The following is a 25,371-nucleotide window of genomic DNA, read 5'->3' as shown; positions in this document are numbered from 1 at the left end:
TGCCGGCCTACCCCCTCTCCTGTACCGTCCGCGCCCATGAAGACCATGCTGACCCTGCCCGGATGTGAAGAGACGACCGCTCGTAAAGGCCGTTGGCGTCTGCCCATCACCCTTGTCCTGACGCTGGGTTTCGGCGGACTGATGCTGGTGGCGGTGGCCAGCGTCTTCTGGCTGGGCGTACAGACATCGGGCCGCAACACCTACAACCTGCTGGCCGACAAGGCCGAGCTGGCCATGAACATGGTGGAGGCGCGGGTACGTGCCCAGCTCGACCCGGCCCGCAATCAGGTGGATTATCTGACCAACCTGCTGGCTATGGGGCAAGTGTCAATCCAGGATCAGGACCGGATCGAGACGCTGACGCGGGGGGCGCTGGCCGCCACGCCGCAGGTGGCGGGCATCGGAGTGCTGCGTGCGGAAGATGGCAGGATGCTGGGCGCCACCCGTATGGTGAACACCGAATCGGCCTTTTCCATGGACAAGCCGGCGGACGCGGCGGAAATCCTGGCCGATGTGCTGAAGACCGGATCGGCCCACTGGCTGGACCCGATCTGGGCCGACGAGATCGCCACCACAGTGATGCCGGTGCAAGGCCCGCTGCGCAAGGATGGGCAGTTCATCGGCGCCGTCGCGTCGGTCGTGGGCTTCAATGGCCTGTCGCGTTTCCTGCGGGATGCCGACAAGGGCATGGAGAACGACATCTCCGCCTTCATCCTATTCGATGACCATTACGTCCTGGCCCACCCGGCCTTGGCGGAACGCAAGTTCGACTTCTCCAAGGTGACGGGCCGCCCACCCCTGCCGACCCTGGAGGAAGTGGGCGACCCCGTGGCAGCCTCTATCTGGTCCGTCGTGGGGCCGGACGGGGTGGGGACCAAGCTGGCTAAATGGAACGAGGGCAAGAAGGTCGATACCCGCGTGCATGAACGGCGCAGTGATGTGCAATTCCGGCAGGCCGAGGTGGATGGCGTCTCTTACTTCTATCTGCTGCGCTCGATCTCCGACTATGGTGAGCATCCCTTCACCCTGGTTGCGGTGATGCGGGAAGAGGATGTGGACCGCGAGATCGAACGGTTCCAGCATCTACTGGTCGTCGGCTTCAGCATCCTGATCGGGTCGGTTCTGGCCGCGATGATCGTGGGCAAGATGATCAGCCGGCGCATCCGTCTGCTGTCCGGGGCCGCCGTTGCCCTGCGCGACCTGGATTTCCAGAATGTGCCGCGCCTGCCCGACAGCCGGTTCCGGGAGGTGGCGGACGCCGCCGCCGCCTTCAACGCCATGATCAGCGGCCTGCGCTGGTTTGAGACCTATGTGCCGAAATCGCTGGTCCTGCGCTTGATCCGCCGTGACGGGGCGCAGGCCGAAATCCCGTCGGAGGAACGGGAGGTGACGGTCCTGTTCACCGACATTAAGGGTTTCTCCGCCATGGCGGAAAAGATGTCGCCGCAGGAGACGGCGGACTGGCTCAACCGGCATTTCACCCGCATCGCCGCCTGTATCGAGGCGGAGGGCGGGACCGTGGACAAGTTCATCGGCGATGCCGTTATGGCCTTCTGGGGCGCGCCCGATGAACAGCCCGACCATGCAGCCCGCGCCCTGCGTGCCGCCCACGCCATCGCCCAGGTCGTGGCGGAGGAGGCAGAAGAGGCCCGCGTCGCCGGGCGGCCGCCTGTCTGCCTGCGTGTTGGTGTGCATTCTGGCCCTGTGATTGTCGGCAATATCGGGGCCGCGACCCGCATCAACTACACAATCGTCGGCGACACCGTGAATACGGCGGCCCGGCTGGAGGCGCTGGGCGGCGAAATGATGGGCGATGAATGCTATGTCGTGCTGGTCAGCGACGATACCGTCCGCGCCGCCGGCAACTGCACCATCGACATGCCGCTGGCCCCCATCGGCGCCTTTTCCCTGCGCGGGCGGGTGGCGCTGGTTGATGTCTGGCGGCTGATAGTTCCGTCATAAATCTTTCACCGCAGTGCACACTCGACATCGCGGACCATAAGGGCCACTCTGCCCGCCGGTTTCCCCCACCGGCTTCAGTGTGGACCAGGGCATGATGATGCTGCGCCGCCTTCTGCCTTTGTTGCTCTGCCTGTTCTGCGCCTTACCTGTGGCGGCGGAAAATGTGCTGCGTGTCGGCAATGGTCCCGACAGTGAAAGCCTGGACCCGCACCGGGCCGTGGGTGCCGGGGACAGCCGCATCCTGACATCCCTGTTCGAGGGGCTGCTGACACCGGATGCGGCGGGCCGCATGGTGCCGGGGGCCGCGGAGCGCTGGAGCGTCAGCGAGGATGGGCTGACCTACACTTTCCACCTGCGCGCCGATGGCCGCTGGTCGGACGGCAGTGCTGTGACGGCAGCGGACTTTGTCTGGTCCTGGCGCCGCGCGGTGGATCCGGCCACGCGCCCGCTTTTCGCGGATTTCCTCTATCCGGTCCAGAATGCGGAGGAGATTGCGGCGGGCAGGCTGCCGCCCGACAGCCTCGGCGTGGTGGCGCTGGATGACCGCACCTTTCAGGTTCGCTTGAAGGCGCCGAAGCCCAACTTCACGGATTATCTCTATCACCGCGCGACATATCCCGTGCACCGGCCCAGTGTGGAGAAACATGGCGATGGGTTCGCGCGGGCCGGCAACCTTGTCTCCAACGGCGCCTACATGCTGGTGGAACAGGTGCCGCAGTCGCATGTGACAGTGGCCCGCAATCCGCATTTCCATGGTGTCGCCGGGGTTGCCTATGACCGGGTAAGGTTCTATGCGACCGAGGATACGCAGGCCGAGCTGCGCCGGTTCCGGGCGGGTGAACTGGATATCACCGAGACGGTGCCCCCCAGCCAGATCGACTGGGTGCGTGAGAATCTGCCCGCTGAATTCCGTCTGGCTCCGCGCGCCGGCATCAATTTCATCGCGCCCAATCTGCGGCGGGAGCCGTGGAAATCGAACCGCGCCCTGCGTCTGGCCCTGTCGCTGACCATCGACCGGGAGGGGATTGCCCGGCGCATTCTGCGCGATGGGGAGCCGGCCTTCACCTTCGTGCCGCCGGGCCTGCCCGATTATGCACCGGCCCTGCCGGCCCAGGCCGCCTGGACACAGGATGCGCGTGATGCGCTGGCCCGCGATCTCTATGCTCAGGCGGGATACGGCTCCGACCGGCCCCTGACCTTGACGTTGCTTTATGCGACGAAGGAGGCGAACAAGCAGATGGCGGTCGCCATCGCCGCCCGCTGGCAGTCGGTACTGGGCGTGAAGACCGTGCTGGAGAACCAGGAATCCAAGGTGGTCCTGGGTCGGATGCGGGATGGCTCCTATCCCGACCTGATGCTGCGTGAATGGTTCTGGGTCTTCCCGGAGAAGTATCTGGAGATCATGCGCAGCCGGGAACAGCGCAACGGCAACGGCTATCAGAACCCCGACTTCGACGCGGCCATGGCGGTCGCCGATAGTGCCGCCAGCCGTAGCGATTTTGCCGAGGCCTTGCAGCGGGCCGAGAGTTTGCTGCTGTCCGATGCCGCCTTGATGCCCGTCACCTTCGCCACCAGCCGCCACCTCGTCGCCCCGCACGTCACCGGCTGGATCGACAATCTGCGGGATAGCCACCCGGTGCGGTATCTGGCACCGAAGTGAGGGGGCGGTCGTAAAGTTTAATAAGGATCAGTTATCCACAGGTATATTAAAGTTTACGGCCATAAAGTTGAACATGCGAGCCTTGGTCGGCTTCACAACCGACCGTGGTTAGGGCTGACAAGACCCCCTCTAGCCGCCTCGCCCTCGATATCGGTTCCTTACGCTGCCACCGCCTTGTCCACAGCTTCTGGCGATTGCTCAATCACTTTCAACAGCGTACGGGCGATGGGGTCGGGGCTGTAACGGCCTTGTTCCCAGTTGCGCACGCTGTCCAATTCCAGACCAAAGCGCGCGGCGAAACTGGCCTGGGTCAGTCCCAACCGTTCCCGGATAGCCTTTACGTCCACGGCGACCGGTGCCTGCCGCCATTCCACCTCAATACCGAGGCTGCGCAGGGCGGCGCCCGCCGCCGCCCTGTCTGGCACAGCGGGTATGGTGACGACCACATCCTCGTCAGCCGCCAGACGGTTCAGGATCGTATGGGCGTTTCGCAGGCCGAGGCCCAGGTCACGCAGCGTCTCCGCTACGCTCACCGGACGGTCCATCGCGGCAACCCGCCTCAGGATGGCGTGAGCGGGAGAGCCGGAAGGGGGCGGGTCGGCGGCCAGGGCGGGCACCGGTTGTTCTAACCGCTCCCTGAACGATAAGTTCATCGACATCGGCAACCTCCATCAAGGCATAGCCCAGCGCGTTCAGTCCGGCCCGACCCAAGGCACCGGGCGTCAATCCCTCGACATGTACATCGCGTACATGAAGCGTTCGGCCCTTCAGTTCAATCAGCCCCAACAGACGCAGGGTGCCCGCTTGCATGCGCGCCGTGATCACCCAAACCGGGTGTTCGGACAAATGGTCAAGGTCGATAGCGATCTTGTCCTGCTTTTGCATGATTGTCCATAATCAGCTACGCGTAACGCGTACCAACTGAGTCGCCACAATACAGCTATGGGATTATAAGTATATTATCCATGCAAACAAAAAGGGCCGCCCCGTCGCCGGAGCGGCCCCTTCTTAACTCCCGTCAACCAGTCAGCGGATCAGTGCCCGCTGCCCGACAGGTTCTTCACGATCTCTTCGGTCACCTTCTTGGCGTCGCCCAGCAGCATCATGGTGTTGGGGCGGAAGAACAGCTCGTTTTCCACACCGGCGTAACCGGCACCCATCGACCGCTTGATGAACAGCACCGTCTTGGCCTTTTCCACATCCAGGATCGGCATGCCGAAGATGGGGCTGGCCGGGTCGGTCTTGGCGGCGGGGTTGGTCACGTCGTTGGCGCCGATGACATAGGCTACGTCGGCCTGTCCGAAATCGCGGTTGATTTCGTCCAGTTCGAACACCTCGTCATAAGGCACGTTGGCTTCGGCCAGCAGCACATTCATGTGGCCGGGCATGCGGCCCGCGACGGGGTGGATGGCGTACTTCACCTCCACGCCTTCCTTCTTCAAGAGGTCGCCCATTTCGCGCAGCGCGTGCTGTGCCTGGGCCACGGCCATGCCATAGCCGGGGACCACGATCACCTTGGAGGCGTTCTTCATGATGAAGGCGGCGTCGTCGGCGGAACCAGCCTTGAAGCTGCGGTCGATGGCGGCACCACCGGCGGCGGCGCCGGCGGCAGCGTCACCGCCAAAGCCACCCAGGATCACGTTGATGATCGACCGGTTCATGCCCTTACACATGATGTAGGACAGGATGGCGCCCGAGGCACCGACCAGCGAACCCGTGATGATCAGCAGGTTGTTCTGCAGCGTGAAGCCGATGCCCGCCGCCGCCCAGCCGGAATAGCTGTTCAGCATGGACACGACCACGGGCATGTCAGCGCCCCCGATGGGCAGGATCAGCAGTAGACCCAGCGCCAGGGCCAGGATGACGATGATCCAGAACAGCAGCGGCGATTGCGTGATGCAGAGCAGGATGATCAGGGCGACCAGGGCGATGCCCAGACCGGCATTCAGCATATGCTGACCACCGAACACCAGCGGCTTGCCGCTGACCCGGCCATCCAGCTTCAGGAAGGCGACGACGGAGCCGGTGAAGGTGATGGCACCGATGGCCACGCCCAGGCTCATCTCAATCAGCGAGCCGACATGGATGTCGCCGGTCTTTCCGATATTGAAGCTTTCGGGCGAGTAGAAGGCGGCACCGGCCACAAACACGGCGGCCAAGCCGACCAGGGAGTGGAAGGCGGCCACCAACTGCGGCAGTTGCGTCATCTGGATCCGCTTGGCGATGACCATGCCAGCGGCACCGCCGATGGCGATACCGGCGACGATCATGACCAGACGGCCAAATTCCAGGGACTTGCCGGTAAGGGCCGGCAGAGCAATCAGCGTGGTGACAATGGCCAGCGCCATGCCGATCATGCCGAAGCGGTTGCCCGTCTGGGCGGTTTCCGGGCTGGACAGGCCACGCAGGGCCAGAATGAACAGCACGCCGGACGCGAGATAGAGAAGCGATGCGGTGACGAGCATTATGGTTCCTCCCCGATCACTTCTTGGCGGCGCCGGATGGCGCCTTCTTCTTGTACATGGACAGCATGCGCTGCGTGACCATGAAGCCACCGAAGATGTTCACACTGGCCAGAACGATGGCCAGAAAGCCCATCAGGGCGGAGAGGCCATTGTCGGCGGCACCGGTGGCGATCAACGCCCCGACGATGATCACCGACGACACAGCGTTGGTCACGGCCATCAGGGGGGAGTGCAAGGCCGGCGTCACCTTCCACACCACGTAATAGCCCACAAAGCAGGCCAGAACGAAGACGGTCAGGCCGATGACGATGAAGGGCATGCCGCCAGCATTGGCAAGCTGCGCCTCCAGCATCGAAATGCGTTCGGTCAACTGGACTGCCTGCTCCCGCGCGGCATCCAGATTGTTCAGCAGTTCCGCACCGCTGTCCGCATTGGCAAGGATCATTGTCTGGCTCCTCAGGCGGCGGGCTTGTTGAACGACGGGTGGACAACGGCGCCGTCACGGGTCAGGCCCGTGCCCTTCACCACGTCATCTTCCCAGTTCATCTTCAGCGTCTTCGTTTCCTTATCCACGAAGGGCGTGATGAAGTTCAGCAGGTTCTTGGCATACAGCGCGGAGGCGTCCACGGCGATGCGGCCTGGCATGTTGATACGGCCCACGATCTTCACGCCGTACTTTTCCACGACCTCACCGGCCACCGCACCTTCGACATTGCCACCCTGTTCACAGGCCAGATCCACCAGGATCGCGCCCTGCTTCATGGTCTTCAGCATGTCGTCGGTGACCAGGACCGGGGCCTTGCGACCGGGGATCAGGGCCGTCGTGATGACGATATCCTGCTTCTTGATCGTCTCGGCGATCAGGGCCGCCTGCTTGGCCTGATATTCCTTCGACATTTCCTTGGCGTAGCCGCCGGCGGTCTGTGCCTGCTGGAATTCCTCGTCCATCACGGCCACGAACGTGCCGCCCAGGCTTTCAACCTGTTCCTTGGTGGCGGGGCGCACGTCGGTGGCGGACACGACCGCACCCAGACGCTTGGCCGTGGCGATGGCCTGAAGCCCTGCCACACCGGCACCCATGATGAGGGCGCGGGCCGGCGGCACCGTGCCGGCGGCGGTCATCATCATCGGGAAGGCACGGCCGAACTCGTTCGCGGCCTCGATCACGGCGCGGTAACCGGCCAGGTTCGATTGGCTCGACAGGATATCCATGCTCTGGGCGCGGGTGATGCGCGGCATGAATTCCATGGCAAACGCGTCGATCTTGCCGGCGGCGTAGGCGGCCACGGTTTCCGGCGCGCCATAGGGCGACAGGCCGGCGATCAGGATGGCGCCGGGCTTGATCAATGCCAGCTCGTTCACATCGCCCTCACCCTCGGCCAGCGGACGCTGTACCTTCAGGATGATGTCGGCACCGGTCAGGGTGCTGGTGACATCGGCGGCGATGGTCGCACCGGCAGCGGTAAAGGCCTCGTCCGTGATGGCGGAACCCAGGCCGGCGCCCGTTTCCACCACTACCTCGAAACCCAGCCCGATATATTTGCGCACCGTATCCGGCGTGGCTGCGACACGCAGCTCATGCGCCCGGCGCTCCTTCGGAATGGCGATTTTCATTCGATCCGATTCCCCCTCATGGAAAAGTTCCTAGTCTCGGCAGGCGACCCAGGGTGCCGGTGTTCCGTTTCAGGATTATGCCGGCTGTCATTATGGTTTCGCACGATGACGCATCCGGTAATCTTTGTGAAGCTTTCAGGGTGCGCCGCGTCATGGTCGGAAAGGCTTTTCCCGCCTGACGGAAAGGAACGGTGGGGGCAAGCGACAGGATCGGTCGGGCACCCGCAGTGCCGGTTTTGTAGTGCGAACCCGGTAATTTTGTTCCCGATACCAAAAATCCCCAATGGGAATAAGGCATTAAGATGTAAGCATTTTTATGGTAACCGGTTACCATGGGGAATGTAATGTGGTTACCGAAATTGACCCCGCGACCAAAGTCGTTCTTGCGCATCGCGATGGTTTTGCAGGCGACGCATGGAACCGTTGTTATGCGGTGACGTGGGGGGACGGTTGCATCCGGGCCGGGGTCTGAAAGCCGAGCTGGACCCTATCCGGCGGGTGGGGCAGAGTGTCGCCCGACCCAATCAGAGCCCAAAACGCCCCATGACCGACCCGCAGATTCCCGAAAAGCACGCCCTCGCCGACGCCGCCCGCACCCTGTTCAAGGAACTGACGGACGCGGGCCGCCCCGTGGTGGGCACTGGCATCGGCGAAGGTCAAATCTTCTTGCGCGTGGCCGGCCCGGACCATGGCGCGCCAGCGGAATATCGCGGATATCCGGTAGTGGTGCTGACCGACGAAGGCATCAAGAGGTAACCCGGTTTCCAACCTGGATTATGCCAGTGGTATGGGGTCGGAAAAGTCAAGACCCGCCAATTTTCGGAGCCGTTTAGGCCGTTGGTTGTCTGATCCGCCCGCATCGGGGCGCCGTAGAGATCGGCACAGGTGCGCACATGTTGCCACTAGGGAACCGACCTCCAAGGAGCTTCGATAATGAACAAGAATGCCATTGCCGCCGGTACCATCCTGGCCACCGCGCTTTGCCTTCCCGCCCTGGCTGCCCCGTCGGGCACGCCTAAGGCGGGGGAATTGTCCTTCAGCCTGAGCGGCGGGCCGGAATTTGTTCTGGACGGTGATGTCCATGGCGGCACCAATGCGCCGGTCGCCGATCTGGGGCCGCTGAACCCCTCGCTGGCCGGGGTGGCCGCCACCCTGCAGATCCAGTCGCGCGATTACGATGATGTCTATGGCACACTCTATGCCGTGCAGGGTGAGTTTGCCTATGGGCTGGACCGGCAGTCGGAAGTTTTCGGTGCCCTGACTTATGGTTGGGCCGATGGCGGACGGTTGCAGGTGGGGGGCGCCGCCGTGCCGGCCCTGAACACTACGCTGCCGGTGTTTGGCCGCTTTGATGATTACAAATATTGGGGTCTGGATGCCGGCTATCGCTATTTCCTGAGTGATGGCGGGGATTTCCATCCCTATGTCGCCGGTCGGGCCAGCGTACAGTGGGTGGACAAGATCAACGCCACCTTCACCATCCCCGACGCCAACATTGCCCTGAACAATGTCCGCTTCTACGGCGACAGCACTGTCTGGGGCGCGGGCCTGGATGTCGGCTTCCTGTGGCAGGCAGCACCGGCCCTGTCGGTGGGGCTGGAGACAGGTCTGCGCTACCATGGCGATCTGAATGATGACGACGCCGATATTGGCGGCCTGGGCTTGGCCAGCATCAACAATACTGGCAGCCGCTGGTCAGTGCCGGTGAAGGCTAGTGTGCGGTTTACGTTCTGATCAGTTTACGGGGTGGCGCGGGTTTCGCCCGCGCCACCTTTTCTCATTTCCGCGTCCAGTCCATGAACCAGTTGGCGTCCCAGGTCTTGCCGCCGTCGCGCGACACGGTTTGATACCAGCGGTGGCCGTTGGGGGTGATGCGGTCCCAGGTTCCGCGCACCTTGATGGGCTGATCGCCATCCATCTCATCCGCTTCGAACACGCCCTCACCATTGCGGAAGAAGCCGGTCAGGCCCGGCGTGGTCAGCACGCCGCTCTTGGCGTTCACCCAGAAATCGGACCAGAGTTTGCGTTCAGCCTCGAACAGGCGGATGCCGGCACCGGCGAAGTTGCGGGCGGGGATGCGCAGTTCCTCGATGCTGCCGGTCCCGTTCAGGATGGTCCAGCAGGTGGCCTCGCCCGTGAATTCATCCCATTCGCCGGTTTCCGGCTTCAGGCGGCGATGGCTGATCCGCCATTCCCCGGCCAGGAAGTTGAAATCGCCGGGCCGCCCCTCTGCCGGCTCCGCCGCTGCCGCCGGTAATGCGGCGGTGGCAATACCCACGGCCAGTCCCAGGGCCGATTGCAGCACGGGGCGACGGGCGATCGCGCCGGTCTCATCAGTCATTTTTCCCTCCATCCGATAGTCTGGCCCGTTTTGCCGGGCGACGGGGGGATTGTGGCGCGCTATACCTGACATCCTGTGTCAGGTAATTTCGGCAAGAGGCGGAAATGCGGGCGAGCCGGCTTCTTTCCCTGCTGTTGCTGCTGCAACTACGCGGTGGTTTGACGGCGGCGCAGATGGCGGCCGAACTGGAAGTGTCGGAACGCACCATCTATCGCGATATCGATGCGTTGAGTGCGGCGGGTGTGCCCGTCTATGGCGACCGGGGGCCGGGCGGCGGGTTCCAACTGCTGGAAGGGTACCGCACCCGCCTGACCGGGCTGGCTAGTGACGAGGCGGAGGCGATGTTCACCATCGGCCTGCCGGGGCTGGCCGGGGCGTTGGGTGTAGGACAGGCGGCGGCACGCGCCTGGAACAAGCTGATGCTGGCCCTGCCGGCCCAGGCGCGGGAGGAGGCGGGGCGCATGGGCGACCGGTTCCACCTGGATGCCGCCGACTGGTACCGCGTGGCCGAACCCACCCCCTTCCTGCCCGATCTGGCCCGCGCCGTGCTGGATTGCCGGCGGGTGGTGATGCGCTATGAAAGCTGGAAGGGGGAGCGAGAATGGACCATCGATCCGCTGGGCTTGGTCCTGAAGGCCGGTACCTGGTACTTCGCGGCGCTGTCCGGGGACCGCGCCCTGGTGTTCAAGGTGGCTGCCATTCGGGCGCTAGAGGTCACGCGCGACGGGTTCGCGCGGCCTGCGGATTTCCACCTGCCCGGTTTCTGGGCAGGGCATCTGGCGGAATTTGAGGAACGTCTGCGTCCCGAACGGGCGGACCTGTCGGTCAGTGCGGAGGGCCGCGATTTGTTGTCCCGTCAGGGTGCCTACGCCGCCGAAGCCGTGGCAGCAGCGGGGCCGGTGGATGCCGATGGCTGGGCCGACATCACCCTGTCGTTCGAGACGGTTGATCAGGCGGCCCGCTTGCTGCTGGGGCTGGGGCCGGAGGTGAGGGTGCGGGCCCCCGATGCGCTGCGGGTAACGGTTGTTGAGATGGCGCAGGGGATACTGGCGCGAATGCGGGCGCCACCCCCTTGACCCGCCGCCCGCGCCCCGTCACACTTCAAACAATTGTTTGAATGAACCAAGGGGAGGAGATGAGATGGCCAAGGCGCTGCTGTGTAAGGGATTCGGGCCGCCGGAAAGCCTGGTGCTGGAAGAGGTCGAGACGTTGCCGCTGGGTACGGGCGAGGTGCGGGTCGCCATCAAGGCGGCGGCCCTGAACTTTGCCGATACCTTGATCATCGAGGGCAAGTACCAGGAAAAGCCGCCTTTTCCCTTTACCCCCGGCATGGAGTGCGCGGGCGTGGTGACGGAACTGAGCGAGGGTGTGCGGCACCTGAGGGTGGGGCAGCGGGTCATGGCCCTGTCGGCCAAGGGGGCGTTCCGGGAAGAAACGGTGGTGGAGGCGGGTGCGGTTCTGCCCATTCCCGATGGCATGGACTTCGCCACCGCCGCCGGCTTCCCCGTTGCCTATGGCACTTCCCATCTGGCGCTGACCGACCGGGCGCAGTTGCAGGCCGGGGAAACCCTGTTGGTGCTGGGGGCGTCGGGCGGGGTCGGCCTGACGGCGGTGGAAATCGGCAAGGCCATGGGCGCGCGGGTCATCGCGGCGGCGTCATCGCCGGAGAAGCTTTCCGTGGCCCGCGACCATGGTGCGGATGAGGTGATCGATTACGCGGCAGAGGACTTGAAGGCCCGGTTGAAGGAACTGGCGCCCAAAGGTGTGGATGTCGTGTTCGATCCGGTGGGCGGGGACTATTTCGACGCGGCCCTACGCAACATGGCCTGGTGCGGGCGGATCATCACCATCGGCTATGCGGCGGGGCGCATCCCGCAGGTGCCGGCCAATCTGCTGCTGGTCAAGAATTGTGCAGTGCTGGGCCTGTTCTGGGGAGCCTACCGCAAGCATAACCCGCAGCGTCTGGGCCAGAGCCTGATGGAACTGCTGGCAATGTGGGGGCGGGGGAAGCTGCGGCCGCACGTGTCGCACGCGCTGCCCATCACGGACTATGCCCAGGCATTCCATCTGCTGTCGGGCCGCAAGGCAGCGGGTAAGGTGGTGCTGACGCTGGTGTGATCGAGGGTATCGTTTACCCAAAAGAAAACCGCCGCACCGGGCGCCCGGTGCGGCGGTCTTTGCTTCAGGCCGGGGCCTGAGACTTACTGGATGCTCTCGCCATGCAGGGCCAGATCCAGGCCGTCACGCTCCGCATCTTCGTCCACGCGCAGGCCGGTGATGGCCTTGACGACGTAGAGGATGATGGTCGTGGCGATGGCGGACCACAGAACAGTGGCGCCGATGCCGTAGATCTGCGTCCAGACCTGGCCGATATTGCCTTCCAGGGCACCAGCGGTCCCGCCGATGGCGGCCTTGGCGAAGACACCCGTCAGGACGGCGCCGACGATGCCGCCGACACCATGCACACCCCAGACGTCCAGGCTGTCATCATACTTCAGCGCATGCTTCAGCGTGGTGGAAGCGAAGTAGCAGATGATGCCGGCGGCGACGCCGATGCCAAGTGCACCGTCAACACCGACGAAACCAGCAGCCGGGGTGATGGCGACCAGACCGGCCACGGCACCGGACACCGCACCCAGGACCGACGGCTTGCCCTTCACACCCCATTCCACGAACACCCAGGCGAGCGTGGCGGTGGCGGCGGCGATCTGAGTGACCAGCATGGCCATACCCGCACGACCATCAGCGGCGACGGCGGAACCGGCGTTGAAGCCGAACCAGCCCACCCACAGCATGGCGGCGCCAATCAGCGACAGGACCAGATTGTGCGGCTTCATGTCCGACGTGCCGTAGCCCTTGCGCTTGCCCAGAACGATGGCAGCGACCAGACCGGCAACACCGGCATTGATGTGAACGACGGTACCGCCGGCATAATCCAGCACGCCATCGCCCATCAGGAAGCCGCCGCCCCACACCCAGTGGCAGACCGGGCTGTAGACGATCAGCGACCACAGTGCCGTGAACAGCAGCAGGGCCGAGAACTTCATGCGGTCAGCAAAGGCGCCGGTGATCAGCGCCGGGGTGATGATGGCAAAGGTCATCTGGAAGGTGATGAACACCGATTCCGGGATGCTGCCCGACAGGCTGCCAACCTCCAGACCGGACAGGAAGGCCCGGCTGAGGTCACCGATGAACAGGTTGCCGGGGCCGAAGGCCAGGCTGAAACCGACAACGGCCCACAGGACCGAGATCAGGGCGGTGATGGCGAAGCTCTGCATCGCCATGGTCAGGACGTTCAGCTTGCGGACCATGCCGCCATAGAACAGCGCCAGACCAGGAATGGTCATGAACAGCACCAGCGCCGTGGACGTCAGCAGCCAAGCGGTGTTGCCGCTGTCCAGCGTCGGGGTCGGTGCCGCGTCCTGAGCGAGGGCCACGCCCGGAACCAATGCCAGGCACGCCGCGAAAAGGGTCTTCAACATACGATTCATCTGGCTCCCCATTCTTGTGGGCACGGGGCCGACCGGCCGCCGCACACGCCGCTGCTCCTCTATTCAAAGTCCGTGCCGTTGTGCAAAGCGGCGGAATCCCTACGCTGTTGCAGCCGGACGCCTGAATGGAATCCACCCCGCGGACCTGCGACTCCGCCCGAAAATCGGCTATATGCACAAAAAATGTGCTGTTTCTAACGGCAACTTTTCAGGAAAAATTGTTTCTAATCAGTGTGATGACGTGAGTGCACCTATTCGAGGCACCCCGATTCAGCGGCTAAAAATGTGACAGATTAAAAAATAGGCAGACATTCGTGGGCATGTCGTGCTGCGGTGCCGATTGGGACCGATCCGGGCCTTTCGCCTTTTCGTTGTCTGCCTTGCCCGCGATTGCACACGCAACATACGTATCCATACGTGACCCGGCACGCAGCATGTGACACCATCCCGGTTGAATGAGCCGCCGGTCGAAGCGGTCGGCACAGCGCGACAGAGCCGCGCGACATCAGGGAGGATGTGGAATTGGTGACCAGTCAGTCCGAACAGCGTCTGGACCGTGACCTGCGGCAGGCGCCGCGCCATGCGTTGGCCCTGGTGCTGGCGGGTGGGCGCGGCAGCCGCCTGAAGCAGCTGACCGACCGCCGTGCCAAGCCGGCGGTGCATTTCGGGGGCAAGTTCCGCATCATCGACTTCGCCCTGTCCAACTGCATCAATTCCGGCTTCCGCCGCATCTCGGTCATCACGCAGTACAAGTCGCACTCGCTGCTGCGGCATTTGCAGCGCGGCTGGAACTTCCTGCGCGGTGAAATCGGTGAATTCATCGACCTGCTGCCTGCCCAGCAGCGCATCAACGAAACCAGCTGGTACCAGGGCACGGCGGACGCCGTATATCAGAACCTGGATATCCTGCGTTCCCACAAGGCGGAATGGGTCCTGATCCTGGCCGGCGATCACATCTATAAGATGGATTACGCCAACATGCTGGCCAGCCACATCCGGACAGGTGCCGATGTGACCGTGGGCTGTATCGAGGTGCCGCGCATGGAGGCCACGGGCTTCGGCGTCATGCATGTCGACAGCGACAACCGTGTCGTCAGCTTCCTGGAAAAGCCTGCGGATCCGCCCGCCATGCCTGGCAAGCCGGACATGGCGCTGGCGTCGATGGGTATCTACATCTTCAATGCCGAGTTCCTTTACAAGAACCTGGAACGCGACGCGGAGGATCAGACGTCGAGCCGCGATTTCGGCAAGGACATCATCCCCTATCTGGTGGAGAACGCGAAGGTCGTCGCCCACCATTTCAACGAAAGCTGCGTGCGCAACAAGGCGCAGCCGGGTACCGCCTACTGGCGTGATGTCGGGACCGTCGATGCCTATTGGGAAGCCAATCTGGACCTGTGCACGGTCTCGCCCGACCTGGATCTCTATGACCGGGAATGGCCGATCTTTACCTACCAGGAACAGTTGCCGCCTGCGAAATTCGTGTTCGATGATGATGGCCGGCGGGGCATGGCCGTGGACAGCATGGTGTCCGCTGGCTGCATCACCTCTGGCTCCGTCGTCCGCCGCTCGCTCCTCTTTAACAAGGTCCGCATCCACTCCTATTGCGAGGTGACGGATGCCGTCATCCTGCCGGAGGTGGAGGTGAACCGGAATGCCCGCCTGACCAAGGTGGTGGTGGATCGCGGCTGCGTCATCCCCGCTGGCCTGGTGGTGGGTGAAAATGCGGATGAGGATGCGCGCCGCTTCTACCGTTCCGAAAATGGTGTGGTATTGATCACCCAGGAGATGCTGGACCGTCTGAAAGACTGACGGGATGACATCGGGACTCAGGCGGCGCGGGGGCAGATGAAGACCTATCCGGGTAATTTCGTGCTGGACCCGCTTGGACGGCGGGTCACCCTGCACGGCAAATCGGCCTTCGCCGCCCTGCACCGGGCCGGTGCGGTGGCGGCGGCTTGCCTGGACCATATCACGCCCCACATGCAGCCCGGCGTCACCACGGCGGAAATCGATGACATCGTGGTCGCCTTCCTGAAGGCGAACGGGGCGCTGGCGGCCACGCTGGGCTATCACGGATTTCCGAAATCCTGCTGCATCTCCCCCAACTATGTCGTCAATCACGGCATCCCGTCGGACAAGGTGCGGCTGAAAGCCGGTGACATCGTCAATGTCGATGTCACGGCCATCGTCGATGGCTGGTACGGCGATACCAGCCGCATGTATCTGGTGGGGGATGTCACCCAGAAGGCGGCCCATCTGGTCCGCACCACCTATGACGCCATGATGGCCGGCATCGGGCAGGCGGTGCCGGGCAAGCATCTGGGCGATATCGGCCATGTTATCGAACGGGCCGCCAAGGCCGTTGGTTATTCCACCGTCCGTGATTATGTCGGCCATGGCATCGGGCGCGTATTCCACGACGCGCCCGATGTCATGCATTTCGGCAAGCCGGGGCGCGGCATGAAGCTGGTGCCCGGCATGGTCTTCACCATTGAACCCATGTTCAATCAGGGCGGTGCCGGCCTGCGCACCCTTCCCGATGGCTGGACCAACATCACCCGCGACCTGTCCCTGTCGGCACAGTTCGAACATACGGTCGGCGTGACCGAAGACGGGGTGGAGATTTTCACTCGCTCCCCGGCGGGGCTGGATTGTCCGGTGGGGGTGGACTAAGGCTTTATCTGTTAGCGGCGGGCAGTGGTTCCCCAGACAAGCCCGGTTGTCATCATCACCAGCATCCCCGCCCCCAGGAACGCCGCCCGCATCCCCGCTGCGATCAGGTTTGGTGTGGCCGTGGCGATGTCTGCCGTACCGACGGTCAGGCTGAAAACTGCGCCCAGGCAGGCGGTGCCCGTGATCAGGCCCAGGTTGCGCGACAGGTTCAGCAGGCCGGAGACAAGGCCGCGCCGTTCCGCCGGCTGTCCGCCCATCACGCCGGTATTATTGGCCGCCTGAAACAGGGCGTAGCCGCCGGTCATTACCGCGATGGGCAGCATATAGCCGGCAACACCCCAGGTGGCGGGTGCCGTCGCCATGAACAGGCAGCCAAGGCTGACCCCGCCCAGACCGGCCAGAATCATGCGACCACTGCCGAACCGGTCAACCGCGCGACCCGAGGGGACGCCCGCCAGGGCGGAGAGGCAGGGGCCGGTCACCATGATCAGCCCCGTCAGGGCCGGGGACTGGCCCAGGGCCCGTGTCAGATAGAAGGGCCCTAACACCAGCGTCGCCATCATGATCATAGAGACCAGGATATTGGCCAGCAGCGCGGCGCGCAGGCCACCGTCAAGGAACAACGACAGGTCCAGCAGCGGCGATGGGGCGGCCACCTGCCACAGGATGAACATGCCGGTCAGGAGCAGGGTCGCCACCACCAGCATCGGCCCGAACCCACCGCCCTGCCGGCCAATGGTCATGGCCAGCGCATAGGCGGCCAGGGCACCGGCCAGCAGCATGGTGCCCAACGGGTCGCCGCTTCCCTTGTTCCTACCCGTTTCTGCATCCGTCGGCACCTGCGTACGGACCAGGGCGAAGGCCGCAATGCCCAGCGGCACATTGATAAGGAACAGGCCCTGCCAGCCCGCGACAGCCAGGATCATTCCGCCAAGCGACGGCCCCAGGGCCGTGCCGACCGCCGACATGCTGCCCAGCATACCTATGGCCCGGCCTGTGCGCGCCTTGTCCACGATACCGGCGACCAGGGCCATCGACATGGCCATCATGGCCGCTGCCCCCAGACCCTGCAACGCCCGCGCGGCGATCAACAGGGGCAGGGATGGGGCCAGACCGCACAGGCCGGAGGCCAGCGTGAACAGGGCGATGCCGCCCACCAGCAGACGCCGCCGGCCGATGCGATCCCCCAGGCGGCCCGCGCTCACGATCAGGGTGGTGGTAGCCAGCAGATAAGCCAGAACCACCCATTGCACCTGCGCGAAGGGCACGGTGAAGGAGGCGGCCAGACTAGGCAGGCCGATATTGGCGATGCTGGTGCCCAACGAGGACAGAAGGATGGACAGTGACAAGGCGGGCAGGGTCCAGGTGCCCGGCCTCTTATCCGCCTCCGCCGTCAATGCCTGCTCCGTTACCATCGCGTCCTCCACCTCGAATCATCCAGGTGTAACGCTATGCGCCGGCTCGGCATGGCGAAAGGCGCAGCAATTGCAGTATATTCGTGCATCAAACGCCCTATATGGTGCCGACCATGAACCCTCCTGACCTGAACCTGCTGCTGACGCTGGATGTGCTGCTGTCGGAGGGCAGTGTGGCCGGCGCGGCGCGGCGTCTGCGGCTTAGCCCGTCGGCCATGAGCCGAGCGCTGGCGCGGCTGCGGGATGCGACAGGCGATCCGCTGCTGGTGCGGGCGGGTCGGGGGTTGGTGCCGACGCCGCGCGCCCTGGAACTGCGCGGGCAGGTGGGGCCGCTGGTCGAGCAGGCGCTGGCGGCCCTTCGCCCGGCCATCGCGTTAGACCTTTGCCGTCTGGAGCGCATCTTCACCCTGCGCAGCAGTGAGGGGTTTGTGGAAACGTTCGGGGCGACCCTGATCACGCGTGCGGCGGCGCAGGCACCCGGCGTGCGACTGCGTTTCATGGCCAAGCCGGAACGGGACAGCACGCCGTTGCGCGACGGCACGGTCGATCTGGAAACGGGCGTGGTGGGACCGGATCTGGGGCCGGAATTACGGGTACAGGCCCTGTTCAGGGACCGGTTTGTGGGCGTGGTGCGGCCCGGCCATCCGCTGCTGGACGGGCCGATAACGGCGCAGGCCTATGCCAGCGCATCGCATGTGGCGGTGACGCGGGTGCGGCCAGATAAGGGACCGGTCGATCGAGCCTTGCAGGCGCTGGGCCTGGAACGGCGGGTGGCGGCCTTTGTCGGGGGCTATGCCGGGGCGCTGGCCGTGGCGCGGGGCAGCGATCTGGTGGCGACCGTGTCGGCCCGGCATACGCAGGGGTTGCGGGCCGGGATGGTGGCCTTCGATCTGCCATTCGACATCCCCGCCGTCACCGTCTCCCTGCTCTGGCATCCTCGGCTGGACGCCGATCCGGCCCATCGCTGGCTGCGGGGGCTGGTGCGGGCGGTTTGCGGTGATGATCCCCTTGCCGAAACCGATGGTTCCGTTCACTCATAGCTGGCGGCACTGCCTACTCGATTAACAAGCCCGGACCCGATCATGCGCGTTCTTTTTGTTACGTCGGAATGCCTGCCTTATGTGAAGACCGGTGGTCTGGGCGATGTGGCCGGCGCCCTGCCGGCGGCGTTGCGGGCGGAAGGGGTGGATGTTCGCACCCTGATCCCCGGATATCCCGGCGTGCTGGACCGGCTGGAAAATATCAAGGTGCTGCGCGACCTGCGCGGGTTACCAGGATTGCCGTCAGCAGCACCGGCCCGGCTGGTGGCGGGGCGGGGTGTGGATGGCGGCACCGTCTATGCGCTGGATATCCCTAGCTTCTTCGGGCGCAAGGGCAACCCGTATCTGGGGCCGGATGGCAAGGACTGGTCCGACAATCATCTGCGCTTTGCCGCCTTGGGCCGTATCGCGGCCTTGATCGGGCTGGCGGGGGACGGGGCCTCCGGACGGGCGGCGTGGAAGCCGGATGTGCTCCATGGCCATGACTGGCAGGCGGGTCTGGCAGCGGCGCATCTGCATTTCCCGCTCTGGCCGCTGGCCGGGCTGAAGCGGCCGGGGACGGTTTTCACCATCCACAATCTGGCCTTCCAGGGTCTGTTCCCGGCAGAGACGGTGCCGACCCTGGGCCTGCCATGGGACGGGTTCACGCCGCAGGGATTTGAATTCTACAGCCAGTTGTCGTTCCTGAAGGCAGGCTTGGTCTATTCAGACCGCCTGACAACGGTCAGCCCGACCTATGCCACCGAAATCCAGGGGGAGATTTTCGGCTTCGGCATGGATGGGCTGCTGCGTGCCCGCGCCGATGTGCTGCATGGCATCCTGAACGGCATCGACACCGATGCCTGGGACCCCGCCCGCGACCCGCAGTTGAGTGCGCTGTACGATGCCGACACGCTGCCCGCCAAAGAGACCAACAAGGCCGATATCCAGCGGGCCTTCGGTCTGTCGCCCGATATCCATGCGCCCTTGTTCGGCATTGTCAGCCGCCTGACGGACCAGAAGGGCATCGATCTGGTGGTGCAGGCCATCCCGCATATCGTGGCGCGCGGCGGGCAGCTGGCAGTGCTGGGCACGGGTACGGCGTCGCTGGAACAGGCACTGGCCGGCGCCGCGCGGCATTATCCGGGCCGGGTCGGGTTGGTGCTGGGTTATGACGAGGCACTGTCCCACCGGTTGCAGGCGGGTGTGGACGTGCTGATGGTGCCGTCGCGGTTTGAACCGTGCGGCCTGACGCAGATGTATGCGCTGCGTTACGGCACCTTGCCGCTGGTTGCCCGCGTGGGCGGGCTGGCCGATACGGTGACGGATTGCACCGACGATGCATTGTCGGACGGAACGGCCACGGGCTTTACATTTGGCCCCGTCACCGTGCCGTCGCTGATCAATGCCATTGACCGTGCCTTCGCCCTGCACCCGCAGACCGAGCGCTGGCGCGGGGTGCAACGTTCCGCGATGGCGCGTGACGTCTCCTGGGGCGCGTCGGCCCGGCATTATGTGGAGACGTACAAGGCCGCGATGGCGGCGGCGGACCGTGGGTGAAACGCGGGTCGGGGTGCACGCCCCGACCCGACAGACCATTACTTCTTGCCGACCAGCGTGCCGGCCCCGCCCTCAGTGAAAATCTCCAGCAGGATGGCGTGCGGAACGCGGCCATCCAGGATCACGGCACCCTCGACCCCGCCGACAACGGCATCGATGCAGGTCTCCAGCTTGGGGATCATACCGCCCTGGGCCGTGCCATCGGCGATGGCGGCGCGGGCGTCGGACACGGACAGTTCCGGCACCAGTTCCTTGTTCTTGTTCAGGAAGCCGGCAACATCGGTCAGCAGCAGCAAGCGCGTGGCATCCATGGCGGCGGCGATGGCGCCGGCGGCCGTGTCGGCGTTGATATTATAGGTCTGACCATCCTCGCCGATGCCGATGGGGGCGATGACGGGGATGAAGCCGGCATTGCGCAGCTTATGCAGGATTTGCGGGTTGATGCGGAACGGCTCGCCCACGAAGCCCAAATCAACGACCTTTTCGATATTGCTGTCTGGATCGCGCTTGGTGCGGGTGGCCTTGCGTGCCTCAATCAGGTCGTCATCCTTGCCCGACAGGCCGATGGCATCGCCGCCGGCATCGTTGATCAGGGCCACGATTTCCTTGTTGATGCTGCCGGACAGCACCATCTCGGCAATCTCCATCGTGTCCTTGTCGGTCACGCGCAGGCCGTCGATGAATTCCGACTTGATCTGCAACCGGTCCAGCAGCTTGCCGATCTGTGGTCCGCCGCCATGCACCACGATGGGATAGGCACCTACCTGCTTCAGCAGGACGATGTCATTGGCGAACTGGCGGGCCAGTTCCGGGTTGCCCATGGCGTGGCCGCCATACTTGACGACGATGATCTTGCCGTCATAGCGGCGCATGTAGGGCAACGCCTCCGACAGAGTCTGTGCCTTGGCGAGCCATTCCTCGCGGGTCAGCGTCGGGGTGACGGAAACGGTCATGGGCGTGGGCTCCGGTCGGGTACTGAGGGCAAGGGATTGTGACGGGCAAACGGCGTCGTGTCTAACACCGGTGGCGGACGGGGGCAATGCGCTTTCCCGTGGGATAGCCCCATCGCGCCCTTGCGGGATTGTTCATGATGTGTTCCCTTGATGCAAACCGTTGCCAGGGAGGCGAGACATGTCGGGTAAACCGGTGCTGTACGGGGCTACGGGCTGCGGCTCCGCCGTTGTGGAGGCGGGCTTCATCCTAGCGGGCGAAGATTACGATTATGTGGAGGCCAGCCCGTGGGAGCCGTCCGATGGCCTGACGGCCCTGAAAGCCATCAACCCGCTGGTACAGGTGCCGACCCTGGTCCTGCCCGACGGGACCGTGATGACGGAATCGGTCGCCATCCTGATCTGGCTGATGGATCGGCATCCGGGCCGGCTGGGTCCGGGACCCGGTGACCCGCTGCGGCCATCCTTCTTGCGCTGGCTGGTCTATCTGCCCGCCGCCATCTATCCCATGTATACGGTGCGCGATTTCGTGGATCAGTGGGTGTCGGGGGAGAAGGCGACGGGGGAGCTGAAGCAATCCACCGTCAACCGCATCCTGCTCTGCTGGAAGAATATGGAAGCGGCGTTACAGCCGGCGGCGGGCGGATGGCTGCTGGGGACGCCGGACCTGACCGCACTCGACCTCTATATCTGCATGATGACCCGCTGGACGCCCCGGCGCGACGCCATCCGGGCCGTGGCACCGGGCATCGTGGCCGTGGCCGAACGGGTGGACCATGATCCGCGCGTGGTGGCGCTATGGCGGCGGCACTTCCCGGATGGGTACAAGGATCTGTAAAGCCGGACCTCAGTCCCGATCCGGTGCGCCCAAGGGGAACAGGTGCCGGTAGGGCCGCCCGCCCTCCACCGCCTCCATCACCGATGGCCGGGCCAGCAGTCGGGCGCGATAGGCGCGCAGGGCCGTGTAGCCATCGGCGATGGGGTGGGTCCAGTCGGCATAGAACAGTGCCGGGGCGGCGGCGCAATCGGCCATGCTAAATATGTCACCCACCGCCCAGATGCGGTTGGTCAGGTATGTCTCCAGCCACGCGTAAGCGCGTTCCAGTTTTTCAACCGCCATGGTCATGCCGTCGCGGCGTTTCACTGGATCGCCGGTAAGGGCACCGTCCACGGCATGCTGCGCCGCATTCATCACATGCTGATCGAAGAACCGATCCATAAAGCGCACATCCAAAGCCATCATCGCATCATTCGGCAGCAGGCGGACAGGGCCGGGATGGGCAAGATGCAGATACTCGATGATGACGCTGGTTTCCGCCAACTGCCGGTCGCCATCGACCAACAGAGGGAATTTGCGAATTGGCCAACGTTTCAGCCATTCCGCCGCATTGTCGGGATGGTCGGGACCGAGACAGCGGAATTCGAACGGCGTTGCATTCTCCGTCAGTGCGATCAGCACCTTCTGCGTGTAGGACGAGAAGGGGTGACCAAACAGGACCAACGCCATGACAGCAGCTCCGGCAGTGTGACCGGTCGATGGTAAGGTACGTTCGCCCGTCAAGCAATTGACTGCCCCGGCGGAAAGTTATGCCGCGAACCGCACCCAGTGGCCCGGTGACACCTCCCGCAGTTCCGCCGGACCTTCGCAGCTGTCGCGCACCTGGGCCGCCAGGGTGGCCAGGCTGTTGCCTTCGCCGAAGGGGCTGCCCACTTCCGGCACGGCGGCCAGCAGCAGCCGGGTGTAGGGGTGGCGGGGGCTGTCGATCACCTGGGCTGTGGGGCCGCGCTCCACGATGCGGCCCCGGAAGATGACGGCGGTTTCTTCGGCCACGTATCGCGCGGTGGCGATGTCGTGGGTGATGTAGAGCATGGCGATACCGCGTTCGCGCTTCAGGTCGCGGAACGTGTCCAGCACCGACAGGCGGATGGAGACATCCAGCATGGAGGTCGGTTCATCGGCGATCAGCACGGATGGGTTGACGGCCAGGGCACGGGCCAGATTGACCCGCTGCCGCTGCCCGCCGCTCATTTCATGCGGGTATTTACGCAGGCTGATGGCGGGGTCCAGGTCCACAGCGCGCAGCAGGTCTGCCACGGCGTCCCGCCGCTGTGCCGCCGAAAGGTCGGGCCGGTGCAGGGCCAGCGGGCGGGTCAGATGGTGCTCGACATTGTGCGCGGGGTTCAGGGCCGCGAACGGGTCCTGAAACACCATCTGGACCGCAGACCGGTATTCCAGAACGGCCTTACGACCCGTCAGGTTGGTGACATCGCGACCGGCATGGAAGATATGGCCGGCGCTGGCCGTCAGCACATGGGTCAATAGCTTGGCGCATGTACTCTTTCCCGACCCGCTTTCGCCCACCAGCGCCAGGGCGCGGCCGGGGTAAAGGCTGAAATCGGCACTGTCGAGCGCGCAGAAGGACCCGAAGCGCATGGTCAGGCCGCGCGCCTCCAGCACGGGGCGGGTGCCCAGTTCCGGCAAACCATTCATTGCGGCGTCTCCTTCATGCGGACCAGCGTCTCACCGGGCTTTGGGTGCAAAGGCGGGATGGAGGCCCAGAGGCGGCGTGTATAATCCTGCTGTGGGTCCGCGATCATGGCGGAAGGGGTGGACAGTTCGATCAACTGCCCGCGCAGCATGACACCCACCCGGTCGCAGAACTGGCTCATCAATGCCAGATCATGGGTGATGAACAGGACGGAGAAGCCCAGCTTGTGGCGCAGCGCCGCCACTTCCTCCAGCAGCTCCCGCTGTACCACCACATCCAAGGCCGTGGTCGGCTCGTCCATCACCACCAGCTTCGGCCGCAGCGCCAGGGCCATGGCGATGACGATGCGCTGACGCATGCCGCCGCTGAATTGATGCGGGTAATCGTCCATGCGGTCCGGCTTGATGCCGACCATCTGCAACAGGTCGGCGGTACGGGCGCGGATATCGGCCTTGTCCCGTATCCCGTGCGCCTTGAACATGTCCGCGAACTGCGCCGAGACACGCAGCACGGGGTTCAGCGCGTTCATCGCCGATTGCAGCACCACCGACAGGTCGCGCCAGCGCCAAGCCCGCAATTCGCGGTCATTGAGCGCCAGGACATCGGTGCCGGCAAGCGTGATCGACCCGCCCGTGATGAAGGCCGGGGGGCGGTGCAGGCGGGCGATGGCAAAAGCGACGGTGCTTTTGCCGGAACCGGATTCTCCAGCCAGGCCAAGCACTTCACCGGCAGAAATGTCGAAACTGACGTTTTTGACGGCGCGGCTCAGGCCGTTGGGCGTGGCGTAATCGACGCAGAGATCACGCACAGACAGGATGGGTTCGGTCATGCCCGGCCCCCTTGGTTGGAGGTGCGGTTGGTCAACGCTGCCAGCACCTTGGCTGGCACCCGCAGGGTGCGCAGGCGGGGATTGGCGATCTCGTCGACCGCGAAATTGATCAGGGACAGGCCAGACCCGAAGAGGACCAGGGCTAGGCAGGGCGCCGCCATTTCCCACCAGGCACCCACCTGCAGGGCCGATGTGGATTGCGCGTGATAGAGCATGGTGCCCCAGGACACGACCATCGGGTCGCCCAGGCCCAGAAACTCCATCGTCGCCTCCGTGATCACCGAATAGAGCACGGAGCCGATGAAGTTGAAGCCGATGATGGAGATCAGGTTGGGCAGCAGTTCGAAGGTGATGATACGCCAAGCGGGTTCGCCCAGCATTTCGGCAGCCAGTATGTAGTCACGCTGGCGCAGGGATAGGGTCTGGGCGCGGGTGACGCGCGCACCCCATCCCCAGCTGGTCAATCCGATGATCAGCGCGATCACGAACGGCCCCGTCTGCCCGATGAAGGCGGCCAGCACCAGCATCAAGGGCAGGTTGGGGATGACCAGCGAGATGTTGGTGAACAGGTTCAGCACCTCATCCACCTTGCCGCCGAAATAGCCGGCGGTGACGCCGATGGCCGTTCCCAGCACGGTGACCAGGAGGCCGGCGGCAAAGCCGACAATCAGGCTGGTCTGTGTGCCATGGATGGTCTGGGACAGGACATCGCGGCCCATGCGGGTGGCACCCATAACATGTTCGGCGCTGGGCGCCTCATGCGGGCTGGCCACGCGCTGGTTGATGTCAAACGGCGCCACCAGGGGGGCGGCGAGCGCCACCAGGATGAACAGGGCCACGATGGCCGCACCGATGGCGGCCTTCCGGTTGGCAAGCAATGTGTTGAACAGGCCGCGCATG

The 25,371-nt window shown here is 64.4% G+C and carries 25 protein-coding genes; 11 read left to right on the top strand and 14 right to left on the bottom strand.

All coding sequences use genetic code 11. From position 1 onward, the window contains the following. Window positions 1-45 precede the first annotated feature (45 nt). Both C0V82_RS09070 and C0V82_RS09065 read left to right on the top strand, forming a co-directional pair. Complete coding sequence (locus C0V82_RS09070; RefSeq protein ID WP_158659825.1) at window positions 46-1,962, top strand: adenylate/guanylate cyclase domain-containing protein; 1,917 nt, start codon at window positions 46-48, stop codon at window positions 1,960-1,962. A gap of 91 nt (window positions 1,963-2,053) precedes the next feature. Further along, entirely contained in the window at window positions 2,054-3,622 is a 1,569-nt protein-coding gene (locus C0V82_RS09065) for a peptide ABC transporter substrate-binding protein (RefSeq protein WP_102112051.1), read from the top strand. 158 nt (window positions 3,623-3,780) lie between these two features. Here C0V82_RS09065 and C0V82_RS09060 read toward each other — a convergent pair whose 3' ends face one another. The 6 genes from C0V82_RS09060 to C0V82_RS26835 all read right to left on the bottom strand — a co-directional run bounded on the left by C0V82_RS09060 (window position 3,781) and on the right by C0V82_RS26835 (window position 8,092). Continuing rightward, complete coding sequence (locus C0V82_RS09060) at window positions 3,781-4,167, bottom strand: helix-turn-helix domain-containing protein (protein ID WP_158659824.1); 387 nt, start codon at window positions 4,165-4,167, stop codon at window positions 3,781-3,783. Then, a complete protein-coding gene (locus C0V82_RS09055; protein ID WP_102112050.1) occupies window positions 4,130-4,507 on the bottom strand; it encodes a hypothetical protein in 378 nt (125 codons plus the stop codon). Before C0V82_RS09055 ends, C0V82_RS09060 begins: the two co-directional genes overlap by 38 nt. Window positions 4,508-4,656: 149 nt before the next feature. Further along, window positions 4,657-6,087, bottom strand: coding sequence for an NAD(P)(+) transhydrogenase (Re/Si-specific) subunit beta (locus C0V82_RS09050; RefSeq protein WP_102112049.1), 1,431 nt, complete (start codon window positions 6,085-6,087; stop codon window positions 4,657-4,659). 16 nt (window positions 6,088-6,103) lie between these two features. Next, window positions 6,104-6,532, bottom strand: coding sequence for an NAD(P) transhydrogenase subunit alpha part 2 (locus C0V82_RS09045; RefSeq protein ID WP_054166745.1), 429 nt, complete (start codon window positions 6,530-6,532; stop codon window positions 6,104-6,106). Window positions 6,533-6,543: 11 nt separating this feature from the next. Continuing rightward, window positions 6,544-7,701 (bottom strand): Re/Si-specific NAD(P)(+) transhydrogenase subunit alpha, encoded by a 1,158-nt coding sequence (locus C0V82_RS09040; protein WP_102112048.1) that lies wholly within the window; start codon window positions 7,699-7,701, stop codon window positions 6,544-6,546. Window positions 7,702-7,717: 16 nt separating this feature from the next. Beyond that, on the bottom strand, window positions 7,718-8,092 hold the full coding sequence (locus tag C0V82_RS26835; RefSeq protein ID WP_158659823.1) for a hypothetical protein: 375 nt from the start codon (window positions 8,090-8,092) through the stop codon (window positions 7,718-7,720). A gap of 152 nt (window positions 8,093-8,244) precedes the next feature. On the opposite strand from C0V82_RS26835, the gene C0V82_RS09035 reads away from it, so the two are divergent. Both C0V82_RS09035 and C0V82_RS09030 read left to right on the top strand, forming a co-directional pair. After that, the gene (locus tag C0V82_RS09035) at window positions 8,245-8,457 is read left to right on the top strand and encodes a hypothetical protein (protein WP_102112047.1); all 213 of its coding nucleotides are present in this window, start codon (window positions 8,245-8,247) and stop codon (window positions 8,455-8,457) included. 177 nt (window positions 8,458-8,634) lie between these two features. Further along, window positions 8,635-9,435, top strand: coding sequence for a hypothetical protein (locus C0V82_RS09030; RefSeq protein ID WP_102112046.1), 801 nt, complete (start codon window positions 8,635-8,637; stop codon window positions 9,433-9,435). 43 nt (window positions 9,436-9,478) lie between these two features. On the opposite strand, the gene C0V82_RS09025 is transcribed toward C0V82_RS09030, so the two are convergent. Continuing rightward, window positions 9,479-10,042, bottom strand: a complete 564-nt coding sequence (locus tag C0V82_RS09025) for a hypothetical protein (protein WP_102112045.1) — start codon at window positions 10,040-10,042, stop codon at window positions 9,479-9,481. 104 nt (window positions 10,043-10,146) lie between these two features. Here C0V82_RS09025 and C0V82_RS09020 point away from each other — a divergent pair, with 104 nt between their 5' ends. Both C0V82_RS09020 and C0V82_RS09015 read left to right on the top strand, forming a co-directional pair. Next, the gene (locus tag C0V82_RS09020; protein WP_102112044.1) at window positions 10,147-11,118 is read left to right on the top strand and encodes a helix-turn-helix transcriptional regulator; all 972 of its coding nucleotides are present in this window, start codon (window positions 10,147-10,149) and stop codon (window positions 11,116-11,118) included. Between the two features lie 64 nt (window positions 11,119-11,182). Then, window positions 11,183-12,160 carry an NADPH:quinone oxidoreductase family protein gene (locus C0V82_RS09015; RefSeq protein ID WP_102112043.1) on the top strand — a complete coding sequence of 326 codons (978 nt, stop codon included), beginning with the start codon at window positions 11,183-11,185 and terminating at the stop codon, window positions 12,158-12,160. Window positions 12,161-12,243: 83 nt separating this feature from the next. Here the strand turns inward: C0V82_RS09015 and C0V82_RS09010 are convergent, their stop codons facing one another. Continuing rightward, window positions 12,244-13,533 carry an ammonium transporter gene (locus C0V82_RS09010; protein ID WP_281262350.1) on the bottom strand — a complete coding sequence of 430 codons (1,290 nt, stop codon included), beginning with the start codon at window positions 13,531-13,533 and terminating at the stop codon, window positions 12,244-12,246. A 522-nt stretch (window positions 13,534-14,055) separates the two neighbouring features. On the opposite strand from C0V82_RS09010, the gene glgC reads away from it, so the two are divergent. Continuing rightward, window positions 14,056-15,345 carry a glucose-1-phosphate adenylyltransferase gene (gene glgC / locus C0V82_RS09005; RefSeq protein WP_425438231.1) on the top strand — a complete coding sequence of 430 codons (1,290 nt, stop codon included), beginning with the start codon at window positions 14,056-14,058 and terminating at the stop codon, window positions 15,343-15,345. 36 nt (window positions 15,346-15,381) lie between these two features. Next, complete coding sequence (map, locus tag C0V82_RS09000) at window positions 15,382-16,209, top strand: type I methionyl aminopeptidase (RefSeq protein WP_102112041.1); 828 nt, start codon at window positions 15,382-15,384, stop codon at window positions 16,207-16,209. A gap of 11 nt (window positions 16,210-16,220) precedes the next feature. Here the strand turns inward: map and C0V82_RS08995 are convergent, their stop codons facing one another. Further along, window positions 16,221-17,624, bottom strand: coding sequence for an MFS transporter (locus C0V82_RS08995; protein ID WP_102112040.1), 1,404 nt, complete (start codon window positions 17,622-17,624; stop codon window positions 16,221-16,223). A 113-nt stretch (window positions 17,625-17,737) separates the two neighbouring features. On the opposite strand from C0V82_RS08995, the gene C0V82_RS08990 reads away from it, so the two are divergent. Further along, a complete protein-coding gene (locus C0V82_RS08990; RefSeq protein WP_102113341.1) occupies window positions 17,738-18,664 on the top strand; it encodes a LysR family transcriptional regulator in 927 nt (308 codons plus the stop codon). A gap of 42 nt (window positions 18,665-18,706) precedes the next feature. Next, the gene (gene glgA, locus C0V82_RS08985) at window positions 18,707-20,203 is read left to right on the top strand and encodes a glycogen synthase GlgA (RefSeq protein ID WP_102112039.1); all 1,497 of its coding nucleotides are present in this window, start codon (window positions 18,707-18,709) and stop codon (window positions 20,201-20,203) included. Between the two features lie 38 nt (window positions 20,204-20,241). On the opposite strand, the gene argB is transcribed toward glgA, so the two are convergent. After that, window positions 20,242-21,156 carry an acetylglutamate kinase gene (argB, locus tag C0V82_RS08980; protein WP_102112038.1) on the bottom strand — a complete coding sequence of 305 codons (915 nt, stop codon included), beginning with the start codon at window positions 21,154-21,156 and terminating at the stop codon, window positions 20,242-20,244. 178 nt (window positions 21,157-21,334) lie between these two features. On the opposite strand from argB, the gene C0V82_RS08975 reads away from it, so the two are divergent. Next, window positions 21,335-21,991 (top strand): glutathione S-transferase family protein, encoded by a 657-nt coding sequence (locus tag C0V82_RS08975; protein WP_102112037.1) that lies wholly within the window; start codon window positions 21,335-21,337, stop codon window positions 21,989-21,991. 9 nt (window positions 21,992-22,000) lie between these two features. Here C0V82_RS08975 and C0V82_RS08970 read toward each other — a convergent pair whose 3' ends face one another. The 4 genes from C0V82_RS08970 to C0V82_RS08955 form a co-directional block, all read right to left on the bottom strand. Then, window positions 22,001-22,660: a glutathione S-transferase family protein gene (locus tag C0V82_RS08970; protein WP_102112036.1), complete on the bottom strand. Its 660-nt coding sequence runs from the start codon at window positions 22,658-22,660 to the stop codon at window positions 22,001-22,003. A gap of 78 nt (window positions 22,661-22,738) precedes the next feature. Further along, entirely contained in the window at window positions 22,739-23,644 is a 906-nt protein-coding gene (locus tag C0V82_RS08965) for an ABC transporter ATP-binding protein (protein WP_102112035.1), read from the bottom strand. Further along, a complete protein-coding gene (locus tag C0V82_RS08960) occupies window positions 23,641-24,471 on the bottom strand; it encodes an ABC transporter ATP-binding protein (RefSeq protein WP_102112034.1) in 831 nt (276 codons plus the stop codon). The genes C0V82_RS08965 and C0V82_RS08960 overlap by 4 nt, the downstream gene beginning before the upstream one ends. Beyond that, window positions 24,468-25,370 (bottom strand): ABC transporter permease, encoded by a 903-nt coding sequence (locus C0V82_RS08955; protein ID WP_102112033.1) that lies wholly within the window; start codon window positions 25,368-25,370, stop codon window positions 24,468-24,470. The genes C0V82_RS08960 and C0V82_RS08955 overlap by 4 nt, the downstream gene beginning before the upstream one ends. Window position 25,371 lies beyond the last annotated feature (1 nt).

The organism is Niveispirillum cyanobacteriorum (assembly GCF_002868735.1).
GTDB lineage: Bacteria > Pseudomonadota > Alphaproteobacteria > Azospirillales > Azospirillaceae > Niveispirillum > Niveispirillum cyanobacteriorum.
Note: the sequence above shows the minus strand (reverse complement) of the source record. Positions and strands in the feature narration are given on the sequence as shown.

Excerpts from the sequence above, each read along its gene's own strand:
- C0V82_RS09045 (WP_054166745.1), bottom strand. The coding sequence starts at position 6,532 with ATGATCCTTGCCAATGCGGACAGCGGTGCGGAACTGCTGAACAATCTG.
- C0V82_RS09065 (WP_102112051.1), top strand. The coding sequence starts at position 2,054 with ATGATGATGCTGCGCCGCCTTCTGCCTTTGTTGCTCTGCCTGTTCTGC.
- C0V82_RS09010 (WP_281262350.1), bottom strand. The coding sequence starts at position 13,533 with ATGAATCGTATGTTGAAGACCCTTTTCGCGGCGTGCCTGGCATTGGTT.
- argB (WP_102112038.1), bottom strand. The coding sequence starts at position 21,156 with ATGACCGTTTCCGTCACCCCGACGCTGACCCGCGAGGAATGGCTCGCC.
- glgA (WP_102112039.1), top strand. The coding sequence starts at position 18,707 with ATGCGCGTTCTTTTTGTTACGTCGGAATGCCTGCCTTATGTGAAGACC.
- C0V82_RS08995 (WP_102112040.1), bottom strand. The coding sequence starts at position 17,624 with ATGGTAACGGAGCAGGCATTGACGGCGGAGGCGGATAAGAGGCCGGGC.
- C0V82_RS08955 (WP_102112033.1), bottom strand. The coding sequence starts at position 25,370 with ATGCGCGGCCTGTTCAACACATTGCTTGCCAACCGGAAGGCCGCCATC.
- C0V82_RS09020 (WP_102112044.1), top strand. The coding sequence starts at position 10,147 with ATGCGGGCGAGCCGGCTTCTTTCCCTGCTGTTGCTGCTGCAACTACGC.
- map (WP_102112041.1), top strand. The coding sequence starts at position 15,382 with ATGAAGACCTATCCGGGTAATTTCGTGCTGGACCCGCTTGGACGGCGG.
- C0V82_RS08975 (WP_102112037.1), top strand. The coding sequence starts at position 21,335 with ATGTCGGGTAAACCGGTGCTGTACGGGGCTACGGGCTGCGGCTCCGCC.
- C0V82_RS09015 (WP_102112043.1), top strand. The coding sequence starts at position 11,183 with ATGGCCAAGGCGCTGCTGTGTAAGGGATTCGGGCCGCCGGAAAGCCTG.
- C0V82_RS09025 (WP_102112045.1), bottom strand. The coding sequence starts at position 10,042 with ATGACTGATGAGACCGGCGCGATCGCCCGTCGCCCCGTGCTGCAATCG.
- C0V82_RS26835 (WP_158659823.1), bottom strand. The coding sequence starts at position 8,092 with ATGCGCAAGAACGACTTTGGTCGCGGGGTCAATTTCGGTAACCACATT.
- C0V82_RS08970 (WP_102112036.1), bottom strand. The coding sequence starts at position 22,660 with ATGGCGTTGGTCCTGTTTGGTCACCCCTTCTCGTCCTACACGCAGAAG.
- C0V82_RS09030 (WP_102112046.1), top strand. The coding sequence starts at position 8,635 with ATGAACAAGAATGCCATTGCCGCCGGTACCATCCTGGCCACCGCGCTT.
- C0V82_RS09070 (WP_158659825.1), top strand. The coding sequence starts at position 46 with ATGCTGACCCTGCCCGGATGTGAAGAGACGACCGCTCGTAAAGGCCGT.
- C0V82_RS09050 (WP_102112049.1), bottom strand. The coding sequence starts at position 6,087 with ATGCTCGTCACCGCATCGCTTCTCTATCTCGCGTCCGGCGTGCTGTTC.
- C0V82_RS09040 (WP_102112048.1), bottom strand. The coding sequence starts at position 7,701 with ATGAAAATCGCCATTCCGAAGGAGCGCCGGGCGCATGAGCTGCGTGTC.
- C0V82_RS09035 (WP_102112047.1), top strand. The coding sequence starts at position 8,245 with ATGACCGACCCGCAGATTCCCGAAAAGCACGCCCTCGCCGACGCCGCC.
- C0V82_RS08960 (WP_102112034.1), bottom strand. The coding sequence starts at position 24,471 with ATGACCGAACCCATCCTGTCTGTGCGTGATCTCTGCGTCGATTACGCC.
- C0V82_RS08990 (WP_102113341.1), top strand. The coding sequence starts at position 17,738 with ATGAACCCTCCTGACCTGAACCTGCTGCTGACGCTGGATGTGCTGCTG.
- C0V82_RS09055 (WP_102112050.1), bottom strand. The coding sequence starts at position 4,507 with ATGCAAAAGCAGGACAAGATCGCTATCGACCTTGACCATTTGTCCGAA.
- C0V82_RS08965 (WP_102112035.1), bottom strand. The coding sequence starts at position 23,644 with ATGAATGGTTTGCCGGAACTGGGCACCCGCCCCGTGCTGGAGGCGCGC.
- C0V82_RS09060 (WP_158659824.1), bottom strand. The coding sequence starts at position 4,167 with ATGGACCGTCCGGTGAGCGTAGCGGAGACGCTGCGTGACCTGGGCCTC.